This window comes from Streptomyces sp. NPDC058872 (assembly GCF_042743065.1).
GTDB lineage: Bacteria > Actinomycetota > Actinomycetes > Streptomycetales > Streptomycetaceae > Streptomyces.
The window spans coordinates 95,548-117,871 of record NZ_JBHYMK010000006.1 but is presented as its reverse complement, the minus strand read 5'-3'; the positions used below and the strand labels follow the sequence as shown (position 1 = coordinate 117,871).

The window sequence follows — 22,324 nt, the reverse complement described above, 5'->3', positions numbered from 1 at the left end:
CTCAGCACGTTCGGCGCGTCCGCTTCCGCAGTGCTCAGGTGCGGGTGGCCAGCTCGAACCAGACCACCTTGCCGCCCGAAAGACGGGTCGCCCCCCACCGCCGGGCCAGCCGGTTCACCAGGAAGAGCCCGCGCCCGCCCTCGTCCGTGTCGCGGGCCCGCCGCTGCCGGGGCAGCTGCGGGGAGTCGTCCCCGACCTCGCACCGCAGCACGTCGGTCCGCAGCAGCCGCAGCGTCACCGGCCGCTCCGCGTACCGCACGGCGTTCGTGACGACCTCGCTGACCAGCAGCTCGACCGAGTCGGTCAGCTCCTCCAGGTCCCAGCGGGCCAGCGCCCGCCGGGCGAGCCGCCGGGCCCGACCGGGAGCCGCGTCCTCCGGTTCCAGGAACCAGTAGGCGACGTCGCTCGGCGCGATCCCGTCGAAGCGGGCCGCGAGCAGCGCGATGTCATCGTCCCGGTCGCCCGGACCCAGCATGTCGAGGACGTCGTCACAGAGCGCCTCCAAGGGCGGCGAGTGGTCCGGGCCGGTCAACTGCGCGGTCGCCACCAGGCGCTCCCGCAACTGCTCGATCCCGGTCCACACGTCCCGCAGCCGGGACTCGACGAGGCCGTCCGTGTAGAGGAGCAGCGTGGCGCCGGCCGGGGCGTCCAGCTCGACCGCCTCGAAGTCCACCCCACCGACCCCGATCGGGGCGCCGGGCGGCACCCGCAGCACCTCGGCCCGGCCGCCCAGGTGCAGCAGTATCGGCGGCGGATGGCCCGCGTTGGCCACGGTGATCCGGTGCGAGACCGGGTCGTACACCGCGTACATGCAGGTCGCCATCCGGTTCTCGCCGAGCCGCTGCGCCTGCTCGTCCAGGTGGTGCAGCACCTCCTGCGGCGGCAGGTCCAGCCCGGCCAGGGTCTGCGCGGTGGTGCGCAGCTGCCCCATGATCGCGGCCGAGGTCATGGAGTGGCCCATGACGTCGCCGACGACCAGGGCGACCCGGCTGCCGGGCAGTGGGATCGCGTCGTACCAGTCGCCGCCGACCCGGGCCGTCTCGGCCGCCGGCAGGTAGCGCGAGGCGAGCCTGACGCCGGTCGGCTGCGGCAGCGAGTCCGGCAGCATGGTCCGCTGGAGTTCGTCCGCGATGTACGCCTCGCGGCCGTACAGCACGGCCTTGTCGATGCCGAGCGCGGTGTGCGTCGCCAGTTGGGCGGCGACGAGCAGGTCGTTCGGCTCGAAGCCGGCCCGCTCGGGGCGGCGCAGGAACACCGCGGCACCGATCACCCGGCGCCGGCCGCGCAGCGGCGCGAGGACCGCGCGCAGCCCGCCGGGCAGCGGGTGCTCCGGACCGAGCAGTTCGGTCAGCGCCGTCCGGGCCGCCGCGGAGTCGCCGAAGACCGGCCGCACCCCGCGCAGCACTTCGGCGAGCGCCCCGCCGTTCCGCACCTCGCAGAGTTCGGCTGCGGGGGTCGGTTCCGGATTGGGGACGAGGACGAGCTCCTCGCTGTCCGCTTCGCTTAACCGGAGCCGGTCGGTGCGGCGCAGCCGCAGGACGAACGGCGCCACCGGCCGCTCGTCACCCACCGGGAGCGGGTCGCGGAGGTAGACCAGGATCTCGTCGGAGAAGGTCGGCACGGTGGCCCGGCACAGGCCGAGGACGATCTCGTCGAGGTCGATGCCGCGGGCGATGCGCCGGGTCGCGGCGCCGACGAACCTCAGTCGGTCGCCCTCCCGCCGCGCGGCGATGTCCCCGCTCCGCGCCCCGCCGCCGGGAGGCTGCGGCGAAACGGCGACGGCGACCGCCCCGGGACGGCCGGTGCCGCCCGCCCCGGTGGGCGGTGCGGGAGCGCCCGCACCCGAGGGCGCGGCGGGTGCTTGGCCCCCCGGCCCGCTCTGCTGTGCGGGCACGTCGGAGGGCAGGCCGGCCGCCGCCTCCTGGCGAGGGCGCGCGCGTTCCTGCGGTCGCGCAGCCAGGGGCTGTCGGCCTTCGTGGGAGGTGGGATGCTCCGTCACGCGTGGGATTCCGTCCGTCCGGGCCGGTGGTGCGATGCACTCGCTCTTCTCGCCGATGCCGCGCCTTCGGCGGGGGTAAACCCCTCGGATGCAACGGATGTGGACGTTCCGCGAACGGCGGCAGCGGCAGGGGGCGGAACATCCGGGCGCACGTCCGGCACTGTTCTCCCCCTCGTGGATGACTTCTGGTCAGGTCCTGTGTCTTGTTGGCTCTTTGACGTGCTGTCTCATCGATCTGACGTGGTGTCCGGTTCGTCTCTGCCGTGCGGAGGACGATCCTACGTTTGCACCCCGGGGGCGCTTCAAGGGTCTCACGACGCCGTGTGCGCCGGGGTGCGGTCCCAGTCCGCGGGTAGCTCGGGAACCCGCCACCGAGGATCGGGCCGCCAGTCCTCCCAGCCGTCCGCGAAGGGCGCCCCCCACTCCTCGATCCGCTCCACCGCCAGCCGCCCCGCGGCCCGTACCCGGGCGGCTTGCGCCGCGCCCATCAGACCGGAGCGCTGGGCCTGCGCGAACTCGTCCTCGTCGCGCCACAACCAGCTGCGGTCGGGGTAGACGGAGATGTCGAGGAAGTGGTCCTCGGAGTCGAGGCCGCCGGACCACCGGACGCGCGGCTCCTCCAGGTTCACGTACCAGCTGCGGAAGCGCCAGCCGCGCTCCCAGAACAGCCACACCGACCACGGGTCGCCGGGTCGGGCCAGCTTGAGCACCCCGCTTCCCGCCCAGCGGGTGCGCTCGGTGGTCCGCGGGGCCGTGTAGCGGGTGGCGAGCGGCTCGTCGTGGACGGAGGTGCCGTCGGCGAGCACGGGGCGGACGCACTCGGTGCCGGGCGCCATCCAGACCGCGATCAGCTCGGGGGTGTCCTGCACGACGGTCACCGGTCGGCAGATGTGCACCGCTCCGGTGCCGTTGCCGCGGTAGCGCCAGAGGATGTGATCCCCCGGCGCCCAGTGCTGGAAGTCGCCCGATCCTGTCATGCGCAGATCTTAGGGGCGCGTTCCCGCCACTGCTGCGTCACGGGTCACGGATGAGTCAGGGACCGTTCCCGGCCACGGGCCACCCCACGGGCCACCCCACGGGGCCGCCTCGCTGGGCCACCCCGCTCGGGCAGCCCTCCGTCCGCTGTGGCTTCCCGCCCGCGGGCGGCCCCACCCGGGCGGCCCCGCTCAGGGGCGCGTCATCCGCAGCACGTCCAGCGCCTCGTCCAACTGCTCGACCGTGAGGTCGCCCCGCTCGACGTAACCGGACTCCAGCACCACCTCGCGGATGGTCTTCCGCTCGGCGAGGGACCTCTTCGCGACCTTGGCCGCCTCCTCGTAGCCGAGGTACCCGTTCAGCGGGGTGACCACGGAGGGGGAGGACTCGGCGTACTCGCGGGCGCGCTCCGCGTTGGCGGTGATCCCGTCGATCGTCCGGTCGGCCAGCAGCCGGGAGGCGTTGGCGAGCAGCCGTACGGACTCCAGCAGGTTCTTGGCCATCACCGGCAGCATCACGTTGAGCTCGAAGTTCCCGGCCGCGCCCGCCACCGCCACGGTGGTGTCGTTTCCGGTCACCTGGGCGGCGACCATGAGGACCGCCTCGGGGATCACCGGGTTCACCTTGCCCGGCATGATCGAAGAGCCGGGCTGGAGGTCGGGGAGGTTGATCTCGGCGAGGCCGGTGCGCGGGCCGCTGGCCATCCAGCGCAGGTCGTTGGCGATTTTGGTGAGACCGACGGCAATGGTCCTGAGCTGTCCGGACGTCTCCACCAGGGCGTCCCTGGCGCCCTGTGCCTCGAAGTGGTCCCGGGCCTCGGACAGCGGTAGCCCGGTGGTGCGGGCGACCTCCTCGATGACGGCCGCGGAGAAGCCGGTCGGGGTGTTGATGCCGGTGCCCACCGCCGTACCGCCCAGGGGGAGTTCGGCGAGCCGCGGGAGTGCGGAACGCAGTCGCTCCACGCCGTACCTGACCTGGGCCGCATAGCCGCCGAACTCCTGGCCGAGGGTGACCGGGGTCGCGTCCATGAGGTGGGTGCGACCGGACTTCACCACCCGTGCGAATTCGGCCGATTTTCGCTCCAGGGCGGTGGCCAGGTGGTCGAGCGCGGGGATCAGGTCGCGGGTGACGGCGGCGGTGGCCGCGATGTGGATGGAGGAGGGGAAGACGTCGTTCGAGGACTGGGAGGCGTTGACGTGGTCGTTGGGGTGGACCTCACGCCCCTCGGGGAGCCGCTCGGTGGCGAGCGTGGCGATCACCTCGTTGGCGTTCATGTTGGACGAGGTGCCCGACCCGGTCTGGAAGACGTCCACCGGGAAGTGTGCGTCCCAGCGCCCCTCGGCCACCTCGTCCGCGGCGGAGGCGATCGCTTCCGCGCGGTCCTCCTCGATCACGCCGAGCGAGGCGTTGACCTTGGCCGCCGCGGCCTTGATCCGGCCCAGGGCCTCGATGTGGGCGCGCTCCAGCCGCTGGCCCGAGATCGGGAAGTTCTCCACGGCCCGCTGGGTCTGGGCCCGCCACTTGGCGTGGGCGGGGACCCGCACCTCCCCCATGGAGTCGTGCTCGATGCGGTGTCCGTCGTCCTTGTTCATGGGGTCGACCTCCTGGCCGTGTCCGTCGGGGTCCCTCGAACCCCCCCGAAAAAGATGAGCACTTGTCTTGTTCGATGTATTCCCAAGGCGCTTACCGGCCAGTAAAAACCGTGGGTAACCCCACTTCCAGGAGGCGCAATGCAGCGCACCAGGTACAGACTCCGCTGGCCCGTCGCCGCCCTTGCCGCAGCCGCAGCGGCTCTCGGCAGCATGACCGCCGCGGCCCCCGCCGGCGCGGTCGACACGAGCGCCGCGGCCGGAATCACCTCCGTGCCGCTCCCTCCCGAGCTGGAGGCGGTCCGGGCCGCCGAGGCCACGAAGATCTACGGCAGCCCCGAGGAACGCCCGCTCGCCGAGCGCAAGACCGGTCTGATCTCGCTCGGCGACAGCGAGATCTCCGGAGAGGGGGTCGGCACCTACGAGTCCCCCACCAACGGGCCCACCAACTGGTGCCACCGCTCCCCGGACTCCGCCATCCACCGCACCGGGATCCCCGCGGACCTCACCTTCAACGTGGCCTGCTCCGGCGCGTACACCGGCAACATCCGGATCGGCGGCTCGAAGCAGTACGCCGACGAGCTCGTCCAGAGCGACAACCTCGCCGTCAAGGCCCGCAACACCCGCATCAAGATGGTCCTGCTCGTCGCCGGTGCCAACGACGACCTGCAGTTCGGTCCGGTCATGACCGACTGCGTCCAGCGCTACGTGCTCAGCCAGGGCACCTGCGAGCCGAAGTACGCCCCCGGCTGGCAGGCCCGCGTCGACGGCCTCGTCCCCAAGGTCGAGCAGACCGTCCGCGACCTCAAGACCGTCATGCGCGACGCCGGGTACGCCGACGGCGACTACAAGCTCGTCGTCATGGGCTACCCCAGCCCGATCGGCCCGGACTTCCGGGACAACCCGAACTTCCCCGGCAAGCTCGTCTGCGGCGGCATGGGCTACGACTCCGACACCGCGTGGGGCCGCAACACGGCCGTCCCCGCCTTCGAGCGCGGCATGCGCCGGGCCGCCGCCGAGACCGGGGCCGTCTACCTGGACAACTCGCGCCTCTTCCACGGCCACGAGGTCTGCATGGAGGACACCTGGGCCCGGGGCCTCTACGTCGACCTCTCCAAGCCCGGCGGCCTCGACGAGAACTCCGTGCGCCAGTCCTTCCACCCCAACAAGAAGGGCCACGCGGCCTTCGCGTCCTGCCTGACCCAGATCTACGCCTCCGGCCTGCGCGAGGCGAGCTGCGCCGACGTCGACTCCTCCGGCACGCCGACGCTCTTCCCGCTCGCCTGGGACGACGCCTACCAGCCGCTGAGGAACCGGGCGACCGGCAACTGTGCGGACGTGGCGGCGGCCGAGTCGGCCAACGGCACCGGGGTGCTCGGTTGGGACTGCCACGGCGGCCGGAACCAGGGTTGGTGGCACGACCCCGCCCGGCAGACCATCCACACCGAGCTCACCCAGGACCGCTGCCTGGACGTCCCCGCGTCCTCGTACCAGGCGGGCAAGGCGCTCCTCGTCTGGAACTGCCACGGCGGCACCAACCAGAAGTTCGTCCGTGACGGCGCCACGATCCGGCCCGCCGCCGCGACCGGGCTCTGCCTCACCCAGGGGGCGGCGAAGGAGCCGATCCGGCTCCAGAACTGCAACGGCTCCGCGAACCAGGAGTTCGTGTAGCCCCTACCCCCACAAGCGCCGTGGCCCCCTGTCCGGTGCGGGACGGGGGGCCACGGCTCCGCCCGGGAGGACTCCGCGCCCGCCACCGGGCCCCGGGCCGCCACTCCCGTGCGGAAGCGGTTCCTCAGCGGGGCTTCACCGTGGTGCGGGCCAGTTCGTAGGCCGGGAGCATCTCCCGGTGCTCCTCGGTGTCGAACCCGCCGAGGTGCACGATGACGGTCCCGGCCGGGACGGCGACGGCAAAGGCCCGTTCTTCCTTGGGCCAGTCCATCAGGTCGTTGTGGACGGTGTACGTCACTTCGACCACGGGCACCGCACCCGCCCCGGTCTCCCGGTAGGAGACGTCCGTGCTCTTCGCCTCCGCCCGGACGAAGCCTTCGAGGGCCGCGCGAGCCGGCTCCGTCCCGCTCGTCCACACGCGCAGGTAGCCGATGTGCCCGGCCGGTTTGGCGTCCACCTCGCAGCGGACGACCGCGGGGCCCTGGTGGGTGAGCTCGGCCAACTCCGGGTCCTCCGGGTCCTTGACCGCCTTCGGCAGCCAGCCCTCCGCGAGGGCGAAGGACACGGGCAGCGCACAGGCGGAACCCGGACCGCCCAGGGTCGTGGACGCCTCCGCCCCGCCGGCTGCTTCCCGCGTCGTCGAGGTGCCGCCCGGAGCGGGGGCCCCGGGCCGCGGGGTGGTTCCGCAGGCGGTCAGCAGCAGCCCGGCCGCCACCAGGGCGGCGGGGGCGGTCGTGCGCGGGGCGCGTGTTCCTTCTCGCATGACGCCATGATCCCCGACCCGGATGCGCGGGACGCGGCCGGGCGGGCGAACCCGTGACGACCGTCGGACGGGGTGAACCGGGCCGGGGCGTCCCACGGGGGCGGGACGTGGTCCGCGGCTTCGGGAGGGCCGGAGTCCGCGGCGTCGGCGCCCGGCTCAGGACAGCTTGCCGCCGTAGTCCGGGAGCTTGAAGGTGCGCTCGGCGTGACCGCCGACGAGGTCGGACGTGTTGTTGCCGATGTTCGCGATGATCGTGTAGCCCTTCGCCTCGATCTCGGCGCGCTTCTCGGTCTTGTACGCGCTCACCTCGCCGAACAGGTCGGGCAGCGAGCGCACGTACAACCCGTCGACCGGGTATCCGGCCCTCTTCAGGTTCCAGTCCGTCAGGGAGTAGATGATGCCCGGGCGGGCGGTCACGAAGAAGACGGCCACCCCGCGCGCATGGGCGTCCCGGACGAGGTCCCGGACGTCCGCGATGGCCGGGGTCGGCAGCTCCCAGAAGGGGTGGAAGTCCGTCTCCAGGGAGCTGTTGTCGATGTCGAGGACGAGGGCCTGCTTCTCGCGGCCGGCCTCCTCGGCGCGGGCCTCGACGTAGGGGCGGGCCTCGGCGACGACGGCCGCCACGTCACGGCGCCAGGTCGTGTAGTCGACGTCCGCGAACGCGGCGGCCGAGGTCAGGTGCGCGTCGGGGGAGGAGGCGGATGCGGCCGGCGCGGGACCGACGACGAGCAGCGCCGTCAGGCCGAGGACGGCAGAGGTGGCGGCGGTGGCCTTGGTGGAGGACATGGGGGGCTCCCGAGTGGTCGACCGGCTCAGTGGTTGACATGCTCGCGCCCCATACTGGCCAGTAGGCGACGGGAAGGCTACCGGTCGGTAGCGGATTTCTGAGCGGAGATCGACACGGCGGAACCGCGACGCCCCCGTTCCCTCGGGGGCACGGGGGCGTCGCGGGCCCCGCACGGACCTCGTGGGAGCCGCACGGGATCCGGGCCCCTCAAGGGGGCCCGCAGGATCAGGCGAGACCGGGGCCGCGCACCGGGATGTGCGTGAAGGTGGGCTCGGGCGCAGGGTTCTGGAAGAAGTCGTTCCCCTTGTCGTCGACGACGATGAAGGCCGGGAAGTCCTCGACCTCGATCTTCCAGACCGCCTCCATGCCGAGCTCCTCGTACTCGACGACCTCGACCTTCTTGATGCAGTCCTGGGCGAGGCGCGCCGCCGGGCCGCCGATCGAGCCGAGGTAGAAGCCGCCGTGCGCGCCGCAGGCGTCCGTGACCTGCTTGCTCCGGTTGCCCTTCGCCAGCATGACCTTCGAGCCGCCCGCCGCCTGGAACTGCTCCACGTACGAGTCCATGCGGCCGGCCGTCGTCGGGCCGAAGGAGCCGGAGGCGTAACCCTCGGGGGTCTTCGCCGGGCCCGCGTAGTAGACCGGGTGGTCCTTCAGGTACCGGGGCATCTCCTCGCCCGCGTCCAGGCGCTCCTTGATCTTGGCGTGCGCGATGTCGCGCGCCACGACCAGCGGGCCGCTGAGCGACAGCCGGGTCTTCACCGGGTACTTGGTCAGCTCGGCGAGGATCTCGTCCATCGGCTGGTTGAGGTCGATCTTCACGACCTCCCCGGCCTCCAGGTGCGCGTCCTCGGTCTCCGGCAGGAAGCGCGCCGGGTCGGTCTCCAACTGCTCCAGGAAGACGCCCTCGGCAGTGATCTTGGCGACCGCCTGGCGGTCGGCCGAGCAGGACACGGCGATGGCGACGGGCAGCGAGGCGCCGTGGCGGGGGAGGCGGACGACGCGGACGTCGTGGCAGAAGTACTTGCCGCCGAACTGCGCGCCGATGCCGATCTTCTGCGTGAGCTCGAAGACCTTCTCCTCCAGCTCCTTGTCGCGGAAGCCGTGGCCGGTCTCGGCCGAGCCCTCGGCGGGCAGCTCGTCCAGGTAGTGCGCGGAGGCGTACTTCGCGGTCTTGAGCGCGAACTCGGCGCTGGTGCCGCCGACGACGATCGCCAGGTGGTACGGCGGGCACGCGGCCGTGCCGAGCGAGCGGATCTTCTCCTCCAGGAACTTCATCATGGAGGCCTCGTTCAGAACCGCCTTGGTCTCCTGGTAGAGGAAGGACTTGTTCGCCGAGCCGCCGCCCTTGGCCATGAAGAGGAACTTGTACGCGCCGCCGTCGGTCGCGTACAGCTCGATCTGCGCGGGCAGGTTCGAGCCGGTGTTCTTCTCCTCCCACATGGTGACCGGGGCCATCTGCGAGTAGCGCAGGTTCAGCTTGGTGTACGCGTCGTAGATGCCCTGCGACAGGGCCTTCTCGTCCTCGCCCCGGGTGAGGACGTTCTGGCCGCGCTTGCCCATGACGATCGCGGTGCCGGTGTCCTGGCACATGGGGAGCACGCCGGCGGCGGCGATGTTCGCGTTCTTCAGCAGGTCGAGCGCGACGAACTTGTCGTTGCTCGACGCCTCCGGGTCGTCGATGATCCGGCGCAGCTGGGCCAGGTGCGCCGGGCGCAGGAAGTGCTGGATGTCGTGGATGGCCTCGGCGGCCAGCGCCCGCAGCGCCTCCGGCTCCACCGTGAGGAACGTACGCCCGTCGGCCTCGAAGGTGGAGACGCCTTCGGAGGTCACCAGGCGGTAGGGCGTGGTGTCCTCTCCCAGGGGGAGCAGATCGGAGTACGCAAACTCAGGCATGACGGCGGCCATTCCTCACTCGGCAGACAGCGGCGTCGCCTCCGTTGGCGGCGCGTCCTCCAGCGTAAGACGCGCGCGCGGCCCCGATCCTGTGAGGTAAGGCTCACTGGGGGGCGGCACCCCGCCGGAACGGAGTGTTTCCACGGGTCGGGCCGGTGTGTCGTCGGGGCGCCGGCCCGGTGTGCCGTCGGGGGCGGACGGGGACGTGCGCGCCGGTGTCGTGCGACGGTGCGCTGCGGCCGGGTGCGTGGCGGCCGGGTGTGCAGTGCGCGGACGGCGGGGCTCGGTCCGCGCCGCGCCCGACCCGGTGGCCGTCCCCGGGCGGGGGCCGTGGGGGGCACGGGACCCGTCGTGAGGGCCAAGGCCCCGGTGGCGCGGGCGCGTTCGGGAGCGGGCGCTCCTCCCGTGCCCCGTCCTCCTTCTGTCCTCCTCCGTCCTTCCTCGTCCGCCCCGGTCCCGTCCCCTAGGGGACGGGACCGGGGATCTCCCCCTGGTCGCGATCTATCGCGTTTCGCTAGGCTGGCTCCGTGGACCTCGAAAAGCAGCCCGAACCCGAGAAGAAGCCGCAGCGGTCGGCGGCCCCCGCCGAGCCCGCCTTCGCCGATCCGCAGGGCTCGCTGCGGGCCTCGGACGCGGACCGGGACCGGATCGCGGACATTCTCAGGGACGCCCTGGCGGAGGGGCGGCTCGACGCGGAAGAGCACTCGGACCGGATCGACGCGGTCTACCGGGCCAAGACCGTGGGGGAGTTGGAGCCGATCGTCCGCGACCTGCCGGGCGCCCGCACCCCTCACGAGCCCGAGCCCGTCTTCAGGAGCGAGCCGGGTCTTCCCGAGGGGCCCGCGGACAACCTCGTCGCGATCTTCTCCAGCACCACCCGCAAGGGGCGGTGGCGGGTGGGCCGCCGGACGAACGCCTTCGCGCTCTTCGGGAGCATCGAGGTGGACCTGACCGAGGCGATCTTCGCCCAGCAGCTCACCACCATCAACGCCACCTCCATCTTCGGCAGCGTCGAGATCCGGGTCCCGGAGAACATCAGTCTGCGCGGCAGCGGCAGCGGCATCTTCGGCAACTTCGAGGTCGTGACCCTGGAGGGGGTCGACCCGCAGGCTCCGCTCGTCGTCATCAACGGCTACTCGGTCTTCGGGAACGTCGAAGCGAGACCCAAGCGCGGCAAGTGGATCACCGACATCCAGGACAAGCTCAAGAAGCGTTCCGGGGACTGACCCCGGCCCCTCGGAGACGGAGCCCCCCGCACCGGTGCCGATGTCATCTCGGCTTGCAGCGGCGGGCGTTGGGCGCAACGCGGGCTCCGGTGCATCGAGGGGACGCGTCCGGGGGCATCGGTTGACCGTCGGGTGGTGACCGGAATTCGTCCCCGGGGCTCCGCAGTGCGGAACGGAACGGCACGCAGTGCATAGGCGCGCGCACAGCGGGTAGGGCTGGGGCATCGCCGCTCGCTCGCGAAGCCGTCGTCAGGAGTAGACCGTGCTGCAACTGCCGCATCAGCCCCTCCAGGTCGCTGCCGTGCCCCCTCAGCGCGCCCCTGCCCGGGAGGACGAGGCCGGTCCTTGGCATGCGGAGGCGGTGTGCCGCCGGGACGAGGCCGGACTCTTCTTCGCGCCTTCCAAGGAGCCGACCGCCGCGCGGCTCGCCCGCGAGGAGGCGGCCAAGCGGGTCTGTGCGCGCTGCCCGGTGATGGTCGAGTGCCGCGAGCACGCACTGCTCCAGCCCGAGCCGTACGGAGTGTGGGGCGGGCTCACGGCCGCGGAGCGCCGCGTCGTCCTCGCCCGGCGGCGGCGGCGTGAGGTGGAGCTGCGGAAGGCCGCCGCGACCGAGCGGGTCGCCCAGGCGGGCTGACGGGATCGCGGGGCCTTCTCCGGCCGGTGCAGTTGCTTGAAGGCGGTGACGGGGTCGGGGACGGCTTGAGCACGGGTCTTCCCGTCCGCCGAAGCCCGGTCGTGCTCGGCTGTCGCCGCGTCGATCAGCCCGGCGGTGAACACCTCCATCAAGATCCCGATCCGCACCCGTTCCCCGATACGGCCCTGCCCCTCCACACGAGGTCAACAGCACTTGACGCCCTGGGGGCACGGGCGCATCGGGGCGGTCGCTCCTTGGCCCTAGCCGGTGTCGAGCGCTGAGACGACGCCCTCAAGGATCCCGACGAACTCCTCCACCGGGATCTCCGCCACGAAGACCGCGCCCGCATCCTCAGGATGGTCGAGCAGGTGTTCCTGACGCCAGAACTCCAGCGTGATCACCAAACGGTTCTCTTCACGAAACAGGTGTGTCGTCACGTTGTCGGTGGTGGGCCCCCACAGCAGGGTTCGGAACCGGCTACGCAGCCCGTAGTCGGCCTCGGTCTCATCGTCACCGCCCGCACGGTGCATGAGGCGCCGGTGCGTGGCTTCGGCAGACATGCCGGTGAACGGCATGGGGGAGCCTTCGCCCGATCGCAGCCAGGCGGCCGTGTCCAGCACGTCGCGGCGGAACTGCGGGACGTACGCCATGTTGTCGTCACAGGTCAGCCACTTGCCAGCGGCCCAGAGATCCACGCGGCGCAGCCGGCCCTGCTCGCCGACCTCGGCGGCGAACCTGAGCTTGTCTCCCAGAACCACGTTCACGTCGGTGACCGTCGCAGGTTCGGTCCTTCACGCACAACCGAATACCCCGGCAGCATCCGTTCGCATGTCATGCGGGGCGCACCGCCGCCTGTTCCGTGCGCAAAGCCGCGTGACGCGAACAGCCGGAGCAACTGCATGGGCCGCAGCCGGGCCCCCCGGCCCGTACGAGGAGGGGCGCCCCCACCGCACATGGGGGCGCCCCTCTTCGTGCCGTCCGTCCGCGCCTCGGCGCCGTCCGGACCGGCGGGCTACTTCGCCCGGTCGAAGTCGATCGCGCTGTAGGCGCGCAGCTTCGAGAGCCGGTGGGTCGAGTCGATCTGGCGGATCGTCCCGGACTTCGAGCGCATGACCAGCGACTGGGTGGTCGCGGTCTCGGCGCGGTAGCGCACCCCGCGCAGCAGCTCGCCGTCGGTGATGCCGGTGGCGACGAAGAACACGTTCTCGCCGCTGACCAGGTCGTTCGTGGAGAGCACCCGGTCCAGGTCGTGGCCGGCGTCCAGGGCCTTCTGGCGCTCGGCGTCGTCCTTCGGCCACAGCTTGCCCTGGATCACGCCGCCGAGGCACTTGATGGCGCAGGCGGAGATGATGCCCTCGGGGGTGCCGCCGATGCCCATCAGCAGGTCGACGCCGGTGCCCTCGCGGACCGCCATGATCGAGCCGGCGACGTCGCCGTCCGAGATGAACTTGATCCGGGCGCCGGTCTCGCGGATCTCCTTGACGATGCCCTCGTGGCGGGGGCGGTCCAGGATGACGACCGTGATGTCCTCGGGCGAGGAGTTCTTCGCCTTGGCGACCCGGCGGATGTTGACCGAGACGGGCGCGTTGATGTCGACGAAGTCGGCGGCCTCGGGGCCGGTGACCAGCTTGTCCATGTAGAAGACGGCGGACGGGTCGAACATGGTGCCGCGATCGGCGGCGGCCAGGACGGCGATCGCGTTCGGCATGCCCTTGGCGTTCAGCGTGGTGCCGTCGATCGGGTCGACCGCGATGTCGACCTCGGCGCCGGTGCCGTCGCCGACCCGCTCGCCGTTGAAGAGCATCGGGGCTTCGTCCTTCTCGCCCTCGCCGATGACGACGACGCCGTTCATCGAGACGGTGGAGATCAGGGTCCGCATGGCGTTGACCGCCGCGCCGTCCGCGCCGATCTTGTCCCCGCGGCCGACCCAGCGACCGGCGGCCATGGCGGCTGCCTCGGTGACACGGACCAGCTCAAGGGCGAGGTTGCGGTCGGGGGCCTCGGGAGAAACGACAAGCTCGGGCGGAAGGTGGTGGTGCTCGGTCATCGGAACGCACCTTTCTGTACGGCGACGGCCGGAAAAAAGAGGGTGCTGCGACTCTATCGGTAGGTCGACAAAATGAGCAGAGGGGCCCACGTATGAGCACGGCACCGTGATGCGACCATGGTGGGCGTGGCAGGTATGCGAGGCAGGCAGACGGTACGCGGGATGTTCCAGTCCCTCGGTGTGATCATGGTCGCCGCGGGCGTGATGTATCTCTTCGTCCCGCACGACGAGGACGCGGCCCCGGTCCAGGCGAAGGACTACCGGGTGGAGCTCCTCACGGCGCAGCGGGCGGCTCCCTATCCGGTGCTGGCCCCGGAGGGGCTCGGCGACGACTGGAAGGCGACGGTCGTCTCGTACCGGCGCGAGGACGGCGACGCCTGGCAGCTCGGCTTCCTCTCCCCGGACACCCAGTACGTGGCCGTCCACCAGTCGACGGCGGAGCCGGGGAAGTTCGTGCCCCGGGTCACCCAGAAGGCGAAGGACACCGGGAAGACCGAAACGGTGGCCGGCCAGGAGTGGCAGCGCTGGGAGGGGCCGAAGTACGACGCGCTCGTGCGCACCGACGGCGGTGCGACGACGGTGGTGACCGGCACGGCCTCGTTCGAGCAGCTGGCCGAGATGGCGGGCTCCCTCCGGTCCGAGGCGCCGCCGAAGGCCTGAGCGGTTCCGAAGGCCCGGGCGGTTCCGGCGGGCCGCAGACATGCGGGAGGGGCCCCGCACTCCTCCTTGGAGTGCGGGGCCCCTCCCGTGCGCCGTCGGGCTCAGACGGTGGTGACGACCTCGTCGTAGGACAGGCGCGGGGAGCGCGGGAACCAGGCGTCCTCGCCCGGCTTGCCGATGTTGACGACCATCAGCGGGGTGTGGTCGGCGTCCAGGAACTCCTTCTGGAGGCCGGCGAAGTCCACGCCGGTCATCGGGCCGGCGGCCAGGCCGGCGGCGCGGACGCCCACGATGAAGTACGCGGCCTGGAGGGCGGCGTTCAGCAGCGCGGAGCCCTCGCGGACCGGGCGCTCGGAGAAGAACATGTCCTTCGCCTGCGGGAAGTGCGGGAGCAGGGCCGGGAGCTCCTCGTGGAACTCGTTGTCGGCGGAGAGGATCGCGACCAGCGGGGCGGCGGAGGTCTTGGCCTGGTTGCCCTCGGCCATGTGCTTCACCAGGCGCTCGCGGGCCTCGGGGGAGCGGACCAGGGTGATGCGCAGCGGGGTCTGGTTGAAGGCGGTCGGGCCGTACTTCACCAGGTCGTAGATCGCCTGGACCTGCTCGTCGGTCACCGGCTCGTCGGTGAACGTGTTGGCGGTGCGGGCCTCGCGGAAGAGGAGGTCCTGGGCTGCGGGGTCAAGGGCGAGGGACATGCTGCGTACCTTCCGGACTGCAAGGGGGGGCTCGCTCGTAAGGGGTGCGAGCGATGACTCGACGGTACGCCCTTGATTGATGAAAATTCAACAAATCTATCCGGATAGTGATCCGCTTCACTCGAAAGTGTAGCGCCGGCCGCTACCCCTCCCCGTCCTCGCCCTCCTGCTCCGCCGCCAGCACGGCATCGAGCCGGGCCCGCGCCCCCTCCAGACGCTCCCGGCACACCTTCGCCAACTCCTCGCCGCGCTCCCAGAGCGCCAGGGACTCCTCCAGGGTCGTCCCGCCGGCCTCCAGGCGCCGTACGACCTCGATCAGCTCGTCCCGCGCCTGCTCGTACCCGAGGGCCGCCTCTTCCGTGCCCGTACCCGCTGCCATGAGCCGCTCCATCCTCCGCATCCGATTTCCTGTCGTGACGTCCCGCCCCGGACCGCTCAGACCGGGTCGTCCGTGCGCCGCACGGCGAACTCGCCCTCGGCCACCCGGGCCCGCAGCTCCTCGCCTGCCGCAACCTCCCCGGGGGAGCGGACCACCGTCCCGTCCGCCCGCTGGAGCACCGCGTACCCCCGCTCCATCGTCGCGGCGGGCGACAGAGCCCTGACCCGCGCCCGGGTGTGCGACAGCTCGGAATCCGCCCGGTCCAGCAAGTGCCCGAGGACCCGGCGGCTCCGGGCGAGGAGCGCCACCAGCTCCTCCTCGCGGACCTCGACCATCCGCTGCGGATGCTCCATGACCGGTCGTGCGAGCGCGTGCGCGAGGCCGCGCTCCTCCCGGTCCAGCAGCCCCTGCACGGTCCGCAGGGCCCGGTCCCGCAATCCGCGCACCCGCTCCAGCTCCTCGCCGACGTCCGGAACGACCTTCTTGGCCGCGTCCGTCGGCGTCGAGGCGCGCAGATCGGCCACCAGGTCGAGCAGCGGCGAGTCCGGCTCGTGCCCGATCGCCGAAACCACCGGCGTGCGGCACCCGGCCACCGTCCGGACGAGCTGCTCGTCCGAGAACGGCAGCAGGTCCTCGACGCTGCCGCCGCCCCGGGCGACGATGATCACGTCCACGTCTCCGTGCGCGTCCAGCTCCTGGAGCGCCCCGACGACCTGGGGGACCGCCTTCACCCCCTGCACCGCCACGTTCCGCACCTCGAAGCGGACGGCGGGCCAGCGCCGGCGCGCATTCTCCAGGACGTCCCGCTCGGCCGCCGACGCCCGGCCGCAGATCAGGCCGATGCACTGCGGCAGGAACGGGAGCCGCTTCTTCCGGTCACGGGCGAACAGCCCCTCGGTGGCCAGGCCCCGCTTCAGCTGCTCCAGCCGGGCGAGCAGCTCGCCGATCCCGACCGGCTTGATCTCCACCGCCCGCAGCGACAGCTGCCCGCGCGGCGCGTACCACTCCGGCTTGGCGTGCACCACGACCCGGGCGCCCTCCGAGACGACGTCCGCGACCGCGTCGAAGACCTTGCGGTAGCAGGTGACGCCGATGGAGACGTCGTGGGAGGGGTCCCGCAGCGTCAGGAAGACGACCCCGGCGCCCGGACGCCGGGACAACTGCGTGATCTGCCCCTCCACCCAGATCGCCCCGAGCCGATCGATCCACCCCCCGATCAGGCGGGAGACCTCACCGACGGGAAGCGGTGCTTCGGCGGACGTAGTCAGAGCCATGGACCGAGCGTAACCGCGCGGTACGACAACGTCAGGAGCGCAGGACGGCCGGAGGGACCGGAAGCGGGCCCGCGGTGCGGCCGGCAGCGTGCGGGGAGGCCCCGGCCCCGGACGGTCCGCGCGCTCCGTTCAGTCCTGGCCGGACGGCCGTGCCGCCCCCTGGACGGCCAGCACGACGAGGCCGATCCCCAACCACACCACGCCCACCACCTGGGCCGCCGGCGAGGCCTCGACGATCACCGCGACCAGGATCGCCGCACCGGTCACCGGCAGGACGGCGTGCTTCAGCCGGTGCGGCGGCCCCTCCGCCCGGCGCACCGCGAACCAACCCACCACGCTCGCGTGCAGCAGGACGAAGGCGGTCAGCGCACCGACGTCGACCACGGACACCAACTGGTCGAGGCCGTCGTCCCGACGCGCCGCCCACAGCGCCGCGACCATCGTCACCGCCGCCGACACGAGGAGCGCCACCCGCGGGACGCCCCCGTCGGTGCGGCCGAGCAGGTGCGGAAGGCGTCGGTCGCGCCCCATGGCGAACAGCAACCGTCCGCCCGCCGCCTGTCCCGCGAGCGCCGCGAAGGCCGCACCGATCGCCTTCGACACGGCCACCAGGTCGTGCAGCCACCCGCCGACCGAGGCGTCCACGGCGTCGTAGAAGGCAGAGCCCTGGGTGGCGGGGGCGACGGCCAGTTCGACCGAGGAGACGGGTTCGAGGAGCGCCACCAGCCAGGTCTGGGCCACGAAGAGGACGCCGGCGAGGGCCAGGCAGAACAGCACGGCCCCCGCCACCTTCCGCGAGCCCCCCGTGACCTCCTCCGCGAAGGAGGCGATCGCGTCGAAGCCCAAGTAGGACAGGACGGCCACCGACACCGCCCCGATCACCGCCGCGAGCGAGAACGCGCCGTCCCCGGTGAGCGGCGACCACCAGTCGCGCCGTGGCCCGTCCCGCACCAGCACCACCACCGCCGACACCACGAACACGAGGAGGACCGCGATCTCCAGCGCCAGCACGGCGAAGCCGACCCGGGCCGCCGCCCGCACGCCCCAGAGGTTCAACAGGGTGGTGACGACCACGGCGGTGCCGGTCCACACCCACCGGTCCACCTCCGGGACGAGCGCCTCCATCGCGATGCCCGCGAAGAGATAGGCGACGGCGGGGATCAGCAGGTAGTCGAGCAGCGCCATCCACCCGGCGACGAACCCCGGCCCCTCGCCGAGGCCCTTGCGCGCGTACGTGAAGACGGAGCCCGCCTGCGGCGCGACCCGCACCATCTGCGCGTAGCTGAACGCCGTGAACGCCATGGCCACGGTCGCCACGAGGTACACGAGGGCGACCGCCCCGCCCGACTTCGCGTCGAGCGTGCCGAAGACGCCGACCGGAGCCATCGGCGCGATGAACAGCAGGCCGTAGACGACGAGGTCACGGAATCCGAGATTCCGACGCAGCTCCGAGTGCCCCGCCACCTGCGTCTCCTCGCTCATGGCGCCAGTTTCGGCCACGCCACCGACCAAACCGCTCACCGACGCGGCCTTACGATGGGACGCATGACTGCAACGCCCGCGCCGACGCCCGAGTCCGCCCCCGCGACGAACCGCCCGAAGCGTGTCCTGCTCGCCGCTCCCCGCGGCTACTGCGCGGGCGTGGACCGTGCCGTGATCGCCGTGGAGAAGGCCCTGGAGCAGTACGGGGCGCCGATCTACGTGCGCCACGAGATCGTCCACAACAAGTACGTGGTCCAGACCCTGGAGCGGAAGGGCGCGATCTTCGTCGACCAGGCGACCGAGGTGCCGCCGGGCAACATCGTGATGTTCTCCGCGCACGGCGTCGCCCCGACCGTCCACGAGGAGGCCCGCGCGGGCCGGCTCGCCACCATCGACGCCACCTGCCCGCTGGTCACCAAGGTCCACAAGGAAGCCGTCCGCTTCGCCAAGGAGGACTTCGACATCCTCCTCATCGGCCACGAGGGCCACGAGGAGGTCATCGGCACCTCCGGCGAGGCCCCCGACCACATCCAGCTGGTCGACGGCCCGGAGGACGCGGCCAAGGTCGAGGTGCGCGACCCCTCCCGGGTCGTCTGGCTCTCCCAGACCACGCTCTCGGTGGACGAGACGATGGAGACGGTCGACGCGCTGAAGCAGAAGTTCCCCCAGCTGATCTCCCCGCCCTCCGACGACATCTGCTACGCCACGCAGAACCGTCAGACCGCCATCAAGGAGCTCGCCGGCCAGGCCGAGCTGGTGATCGTCGTCGGCTCGAAGAACTCCTCCAACTCGATCCGCATGGTCGAGGTCGCCCAGCAGGCCGGCGTTCCCGCCGCGTACCTGGTCGACTTCGCCAGCGAGATCGACGAGGCCTGGCTGGAGGGCGTGACCAGCGTCGGCCTCTCCTCCGGCGCCTCCGTCCCGGACGTCCTGGTGCAGGAGGTCCTGGAGTGGCTCGCCGAGCGCGGCTACGCGGACGTGGAGATCGTCAAGACGGCGGACGAGTCCCTGACCTTCTCGCTGCCCAAGGAGCTCCGCAACAAGGACCTGCGCGCCGAGGCCGAAAAGCTCGCGGCGACCGCGCCCGTCAAGGAGTAGCGCGCCGCGCCAGCCCTTACCGTGGGGTCCATGAACGTCTTCGGAGTGGACATCGGCGGCTCGGGCATCAAAGGCGCCCCCGTGGACCTGGAGCGCGGCGCACTCGCCGAAGAGCGCCACAAGGTACTGACCCCGCAGCCCGCCACGCCCGACGGCGTGGCGGGCTGCGTCGCGGAGGTCGTGGAGCACTTCGGCTGGACGGGGCCGGTGGGCGTGACGTTCCCCGGCGTGGTGACCGGATCCACCATCCGCACGGCCGCCAACGTCGACAAGTCCTGGATCGGCGTCGACGCCGCCACCCTGCTCGGCGACCGCCTCGGCGGACTCCCGGTGACCGTCCTGAACGACGCCGACGCGGCCGGGATCGCCGAGATGACCTTCGGTGCGGGCCGGGGCCGCAAGGGCACGGTCATCCTGCTCACCCTCGGCACCGGCATCGGCTCGGCCCTCTTCGTCGACGGCCGGCTCGTCCCCAACACGGAGCTGGGCCACCTGGAACTCAAGGGCCACGACGCCGAGACCCGGGCCTCGACCAAGGCCAAGGAGGACGAGGACCTCAGCTGGCACCACTGGGCGACCCGAAGGCTGCAGAAGTACCTCGCGCACGTGGAGATGCTCTTCTCGCCGGAACTCTTCATCATCGGCGGAGGGGTGAGCCGCAAGGCGGACAGGTTCCTGCCGCTGATCGAGGACATCCGCGCGGAGATCGTCCCGGCGGAGCTCCAGAACAACGCGGGGATCGTGGGGGCGGGCATGGCGGCACGGGCGGCCTGACGGACGGGCGGCTTGGCGGCGCGGGAGGCGTGGCGGACGGCCGGCCTGGCGGCCTGGCGGCCTGGCGGGCTCGTACGGTGGGGACTCAGGCGACGGGGCGGCGCCCGGAGGCGGGGGCCCGTCCGCCCGGCCCGCCGCCGGCCCCGGACCCCGCCCCGGAAGCGGTCCGGGCCGCCGCGCGCTGCTGGCGGCGGCCCATGTCCCGCACCTTGCGGACGCTGGCGATGAGGCCGGCGACGAGGGTCCCGCCGTAGAGCCATCCGGCGTGCACGGCCAGCGCCGTCACGACGGCCATGGCCTGTCCGCCGAAGCCGCCCGTGCCCCCCGCGATGGGGATGACGCCGACGGCGAAGGCGATGGGGACGCCGATCGGGGCGGTGACCAGGTCGGCGGTCCGCACCCAGAGTGCGGTGAGGGCGCTGACCGGCAGGAACAGCAGCCCGTAGGCGACGGGGGAGCCGTCCAGGAGCACCTGGTCGAGGAGACCGAGCAGCAGCATCGCGGCGGCGGCGAAGAGACCGGCGCCGAGCCCGGTGAGGCGGGGCGAGGGGAGCCGGCGCAGGGCGAGGACGACGGGCGGCACGGGCCGCCCGGAGCCGCGGACCGCCGCACCGTCGGGGGCACCCGCCCCGACGTCCCCGACCCGCTCCACACGGCCGCGCCCGGGAGCCCGCCCGGCCCTCCCCGTCACGCGGTAGACGGCCGCGCCCTCCACGAGCGCCCCGGGGGGCGTGGCGGGGGCCTGCGGGCTGCGGCGACCCCGCGTCTGACGTGTCCTGTGCTGCTCCACCCGACCAACGTAGGTCGCGGAGGGGTGGGAACGGGGTCCGGGACACGCCCTTTGGGTGACCTTGCTCCCGAGATCGACCGAAGGTCGGCGTCCCTGGCCGGTTCGCCCCGCCCGTAAACTGGGGGATCGGCCCACCATCCACACCTCCAGGAAGTCGCCACCGTGTCGCTCACGATCGGAATCGTCGGTCTGCCGAATGTCGGCAAGTCGACCCTGTTCAACGCCCTGACCAAGAACGACGTGCTGGCGGCCAACTACCCGTTCGCCACGATCGAGCCCAACGTCGGAGTCGTCGGCGTCCCCGACCCGCGCCTGAGCAAGCTCGCGGAGATCTTCGGCTCCCAGCGCATCCTCCCGGCGACGGTCGACTTCGTCGACATCGCGGGCATCGTGCGCGGCGCCAGCGAGGGCGAGGGCCTGGGCAACAAGTTCCTGGCGAACATCCGCGAGTCGGACGCGATCTGCCAGGTCATCCGGGCCTTCAAGGACGAGAACGTCGTCCACGTCGACGGCAAGGTCTCGCCGAAGGACGACATCGAGACGATCAACACGGAACTGATCCTCGCGGACCTCCAGACGATCGAGAAGGTCCTGCCGCGCCTCCAGAAGGAGTCCCGGATCAAGAAGGACGTGGCGCCCAAGGTCGCCGCCGTCGAGGCCGCCCAGGCGATCCTGGAGAAGGGCGACACCCTCTTCTCCCAGGGCATCGTCCAGGGCTCGGAGAAGGCGGAGCTCCTCCACGACCTCCACCTCCTCACCACCAAGCCGTTCCTCTACGTCTTCAACGTCGACGAGGACGAGCTGACGGACGAGGACTTCAAGGCCGAGCAGAGCGCGCTGGTCGCCCCGGCCGAGGCCATCTTCCTCAACGCCAAGCTGGAGGCGGACCTCGCCGAGCTCGACGAGGAGGACGCCATGGAACTGCTCCAGTCCGTCGGCGCCGAGGAGCCCGGCCTCGCCATCCTCGCCCGCGTCGGCTTCGCCACCCTGGGCCTCCAGACCTACCTCACGGCGGGTCCGAAGGAGTCCCGTGCCTGGACGATCAAGCAGGGCGCGACGGCCCCCGAGGCGGCCGGTGTCATCCACACCGACTTCCAGAAGGGCTTCATCAAGGCCGAGGTCATCTCCTTCGCCGACCTCGTCGCCACCGGCTCGGTCGCCGAGGCCCGCGCCGCCGGCAAGGCCCGCATGGAGGGCAAGGAGTACGTCATGCAGGACGGCGACGTGGTGGAGTTCCGGCACGGAGGAGCGTCTGGAAGCGGGAAGAAGTAGCTGCTCCCGGCCCCTTGACCCGAGGCCGCTCGATTCGGGCGCAGAAGGGGGCGGACCGTTCCGGTGCCGGTGGTGGACGCGGTCGTTTGCGGCGATCGGGTCCCCACCGACCCCGGAACGCTCCAGGAGCGGACACCCGGCCCGTGACCGCTGGAGCGGTCTCCACGAGGCCGGAGCGCCGCACGCCGTCGGCACCGGAACCGGCCGGCCGCGACTGACCGGTGAGGGAGGTCGGCTGCGGCAGCAGCCGACGAAGCAGGCCCTGGAGTCCGCCCGATCACGGCCTCCGGGCGGCCCGGCTCGCCCCGGGCGGTGAGGG

20 protein-coding genes are annotated in these 22,324 nt (G+C 72.0%); 7 read left to right on the top strand and 13 right to left on the bottom strand.

The features are described 5' to 3' along the window. Positions 1 to 34: 34 nt before the first annotated feature. From ACFW22_RS05630 to ACFW22_RS05620, 3 genes are all read right to left on the bottom strand, one after another. Positions 35 to 1,999, bottom strand: coding sequence for a SpoIIE family protein phosphatase (locus tag ACFW22_RS05630; protein WP_386399303.1), 1,965 nt, complete (start codon positions 1,997 to 1,999; stop codon positions 35 to 37). Between the two features lie 311 nt (positions 2,000 to 2,310). Further along, positions 2,311 to 2,976 (bottom strand): DUF402 domain-containing protein, encoded by a 666-nt coding sequence (locus tag ACFW22_RS05625; RefSeq protein WP_386399300.1) that lies wholly within the window; start codon positions 2,974 to 2,976, stop codon positions 2,311 to 2,313. Between the two features lie 189 nt (positions 2,977 to 3,165). Beyond that, positions 3,166 to 4,566, bottom strand: coding sequence for a class II fumarate hydratase (locus ACFW22_RS05620; protein WP_386399297.1), 1,401 nt, complete (start codon positions 4,564 to 4,566; stop codon positions 3,166 to 3,168). Positions 4,567 to 4,704: 138 nt separating this feature from the next. On the opposite strand from ACFW22_RS05620, the gene ACFW22_RS05615 reads away from it, so the two are divergent. Next, the gene (locus ACFW22_RS05615) at positions 4,705 to 6,234 is read left to right on the top strand and encodes a ricin-type beta-trefoil lectin domain protein (protein WP_386399294.1); all 1,530 of its coding nucleotides are present in this window, start codon (positions 4,705 to 4,707) and stop codon (positions 6,232 to 6,234) included. Between the two features lie 124 nt (positions 6,235 to 6,358). Here the strand turns inward: ACFW22_RS05615 and ACFW22_RS05610 are convergent, their stop codons facing one another. From ACFW22_RS05610 to ACFW22_RS05600, 3 genes are all read right to left on the bottom strand, one after another. Beyond that, complete coding sequence (locus tag ACFW22_RS05610; RefSeq protein ID WP_386399292.1) at positions 6,359 to 6,997, bottom strand: lipoprotein; 639 nt, start codon at positions 6,995 to 6,997, stop codon at positions 6,359 to 6,361. A 156-nt stretch (positions 6,998 to 7,153) separates the two neighbouring features. Further along, positions 7,154 to 7,783, bottom strand: coding sequence for an HAD family acid phosphatase (locus ACFW22_RS05605; protein WP_386399289.1), 630 nt, complete (start codon positions 7,781 to 7,783; stop codon positions 7,154 to 7,156). Between the two features lie 226 nt (positions 7,784 to 8,009). Beyond that, the gene (locus tag ACFW22_RS05600; RefSeq protein WP_384885200.1) at positions 8,010 to 9,677 is read right to left on the bottom strand and encodes a fumarate hydratase; all 1,668 of its coding nucleotides are present in this window, start codon (positions 9,675 to 9,677) and stop codon (positions 8,010 to 8,012) included. A 527-nt stretch (positions 9,678 to 10,204) separates the two neighbouring features. Between ACFW22_RS05600 and ACFW22_RS05595 the strand changes: the two genes are divergently transcribed. Both ACFW22_RS05595 and ACFW22_RS05590 read left to right on the top strand, forming a co-directional pair. Continuing rightward, complete coding sequence (locus tag ACFW22_RS05595; protein WP_386399285.1) at positions 10,205 to 10,903, top strand: DUF1707 domain-containing protein; 699 nt, start codon at positions 10,205 to 10,207, stop codon at positions 10,901 to 10,903. Positions 10,904 to 11,165: 262 nt separating this feature from the next. After that, positions 11,166 to 11,537 (top strand): WhiB family transcriptional regulator, encoded by a 372-nt coding sequence (locus ACFW22_RS05590; RefSeq protein ID WP_386399282.1) that lies wholly within the window; start codon positions 11,166 to 11,168, stop codon positions 11,535 to 11,537. Positions 11,538 to 11,797: 260 nt separating this feature from the next. Here the strand turns inward: ACFW22_RS05590 and ACFW22_RS05585 are convergent, their stop codons facing one another. Then, on the bottom strand, positions 11,798 to 12,301 hold the full coding sequence (locus ACFW22_RS05585; RefSeq protein WP_386399280.1) for a hypothetical protein: 504 nt from the start codon (positions 12,299 to 12,301) through the stop codon (positions 11,798 to 11,800). Between the two features lie 248 nt (positions 12,302 to 12,549). Beyond that, complete coding sequence (gene glpX, locus ACFW22_RS05580) at positions 12,550 to 13,584, bottom strand: class II fructose-bisphosphatase (RefSeq protein WP_384885203.1); 1,035 nt, start codon at positions 13,582 to 13,584, stop codon at positions 12,550 to 12,552. A 162-nt stretch (positions 13,585 to 13,746) separates the two neighbouring features. On the opposite strand from glpX, the gene ACFW22_RS05575 reads away from it, so the two are divergent. Further along, a complete protein-coding gene (locus tag ACFW22_RS05575; protein WP_386399277.1) occupies positions 13,747 to 14,244 on the top strand; it encodes a DUF4245 domain-containing protein in 498 nt (165 codons plus the stop codon). A 101-nt stretch (positions 14,245 to 14,345) separates the two neighbouring features. On the opposite strand, the gene ACFW22_RS05570 is transcribed toward ACFW22_RS05575, so the two are convergent. From ACFW22_RS05570 to ACFW22_RS05555, 4 genes are all read right to left on the bottom strand, one after another. Then, the gene (locus ACFW22_RS05570; protein ID WP_386399275.1) at positions 14,346 to 14,936 is read right to left on the bottom strand and encodes a malonic semialdehyde reductase; all 591 of its coding nucleotides are present in this window, start codon (positions 14,934 to 14,936) and stop codon (positions 14,346 to 14,348) included. Positions 14,937 to 15,078: 142 nt separating this feature from the next. Next, positions 15,079 to 15,315: an exodeoxyribonuclease VII small subunit gene (locus ACFW22_RS05565; protein ID WP_386399272.1), complete on the bottom strand. Its 237-nt coding sequence runs from the start codon at positions 15,313 to 15,315 to the stop codon at positions 15,079 to 15,081. Positions 15,316 to 15,371: 56 nt separating this feature from the next. Continuing rightward, positions 15,372 to 16,589 carry an exodeoxyribonuclease VII large subunit gene (gene xseA, locus ACFW22_RS05560; protein ID WP_386399269.1) on the bottom strand — a complete coding sequence of 406 codons (1,218 nt, stop codon included), beginning with the start codon at positions 16,587 to 16,589 and terminating at the stop codon, positions 15,372 to 15,374. Between the two features lie 129 nt (positions 16,590 to 16,718). Further along, positions 16,719 to 18,071, bottom strand: coding sequence for an APC family permease (locus ACFW22_RS05555; RefSeq protein ID WP_386399266.1), 1,353 nt, complete (start codon positions 18,069 to 18,071; stop codon positions 16,719 to 16,721). A 54-nt stretch (positions 18,072 to 18,125) separates the two neighbouring features. Here ACFW22_RS05555 and ACFW22_RS05550 point away from each other — a divergent pair, with 54 nt between their 5' ends. Next, positions 18,126 to 19,169, top strand: a complete 1,044-nt coding sequence (locus ACFW22_RS05550; RefSeq protein WP_386399264.1) for a 4-hydroxy-3-methylbut-2-enyl diphosphate reductase — start codon at positions 18,126 to 18,128, stop codon at positions 19,167 to 19,169. 30 nt (positions 19,170 to 19,199) lie between these two features. Further along, positions 19,200 to 19,943 carry a polyphosphate--glucose phosphotransferase gene (gene ppgK, locus ACFW22_RS05545; protein WP_386399261.1) on the top strand — a complete coding sequence of 248 codons (744 nt, stop codon included), beginning with the start codon at positions 19,200 to 19,202 and terminating at the stop codon, positions 19,941 to 19,943. An 85-nt stretch (positions 19,944 to 20,028) separates the two neighbouring features. Here the strand turns inward: ppgK and ACFW22_RS05540 are convergent, their stop codons facing one another. After that, positions 20,029 to 20,733, bottom strand: a complete 705-nt coding sequence (locus ACFW22_RS05540) for a DUF6542 domain-containing protein (protein ID WP_386399259.1) — start codon at positions 20,731 to 20,733, stop codon at positions 20,029 to 20,031. A gap of 162 nt (positions 20,734 to 20,895) precedes the next feature. On the opposite strand from ACFW22_RS05540, the gene ychF reads away from it, so the two are divergent. Further along, a complete protein-coding gene (gene ychF, locus ACFW22_RS05535) occupies positions 20,896 to 22,005 on the top strand; it encodes a redox-regulated ATPase YchF (RefSeq protein ID WP_386399255.1) in 1,110 nt (369 codons plus the stop codon). Positions 22,006 to 22,324: the final 319 nt, after the last annotated feature.

What these genes read in the sequence shown, in the direction of transcription:
- ACFW22_RS05555 (WP_386399266.1), bottom strand. Translation starts at nt 18,071, where the DNA reads ATGAGCGAGGAGACGCAGGTGGCGGGGCACTCGGAGCTGCGTCGGAAT.
- ACFW22_RS05625 (WP_386399300.1), bottom strand. Translation starts at nt 2,976, where the DNA reads ATGACAGGATCGGGCGACTTCCAGCACTGGGCGCCGGGGGATCACATC.
- ACFW22_RS05615 (WP_386399294.1), top strand. Translation starts at nt 4,705, where the DNA reads ATGCAGCGCACCAGGTACAGACTCCGCTGGCCCGTCGCCGCCCTTGCC.
- ACFW22_RS05620 (WP_386399297.1), bottom strand. Translation starts at nt 4,566, where the DNA reads ATGAACAAGGACGACGGACACCGCATCGAGCACGACTCCATGGGGGAG.
- ACFW22_RS05610 (WP_386399292.1), bottom strand. Translation starts at nt 6,997, where the DNA reads ATGCGAGAAGGAACACGCGCCCCGCGCACGACCGCCCCCGCCGCCCTG.
- ACFW22_RS05600 (WP_384885200.1), bottom strand. Translation starts at nt 9,677, where the DNA reads ATGCCTGAGTTTGCGTACTCCGATCTGCTCCCCCTGGGAGAGGACACC.
- ACFW22_RS05565 (WP_386399272.1), bottom strand. Translation starts at nt 15,315, where the DNA reads ATGGCAGCGGGTACGGGCACGGAAGAGGCGGCCCTCGGGTACGAGCAG.
- ppgK (WP_386399261.1), top strand. Translation starts at nt 19,200, where the DNA reads ATGAACGTCTTCGGAGTGGACATCGGCGGCTCGGGCATCAAAGGCGCC.
- xseA (WP_386399269.1), bottom strand. Translation starts at nt 16,589, where the DNA reads ATGGCTCTGACTACGTCCGCCGAAGCACCGCTTCCCGTCGGTGAGGTC.
- ACFW22_RS05575 (WP_386399277.1), top strand. Translation starts at nt 13,747, where the DNA reads ATGTTCCAGTCCCTCGGTGTGATCATGGTCGCCGCGGGCGTGATGTAT.
- glpX (WP_384885203.1), bottom strand. Translation starts at nt 13,584, where the DNA reads ATGACCGAGCACCACCACCTTCCGCCCGAGCTTGTCGTTTCTCCCGAG.
- ACFW22_RS05550 (WP_386399264.1), top strand. Translation starts at nt 18,126, where the DNA reads ATGGGACGCATGACTGCAACGCCCGCGCCGACGCCCGAGTCCGCCCCC.
- ACFW22_RS05605 (WP_386399289.1), bottom strand. Translation starts at nt 7,783, where the DNA reads ATGTCCTCCACCAAGGCCACCGCCGCCACCTCTGCCGTCCTCGGCCTG.
- ACFW22_RS05570 (WP_386399275.1), bottom strand. Translation starts at nt 14,936, where the DNA reads ATGTCCCTCGCCCTTGACCCCGCAGCCCAGGACCTCCTCTTCCGCGAG.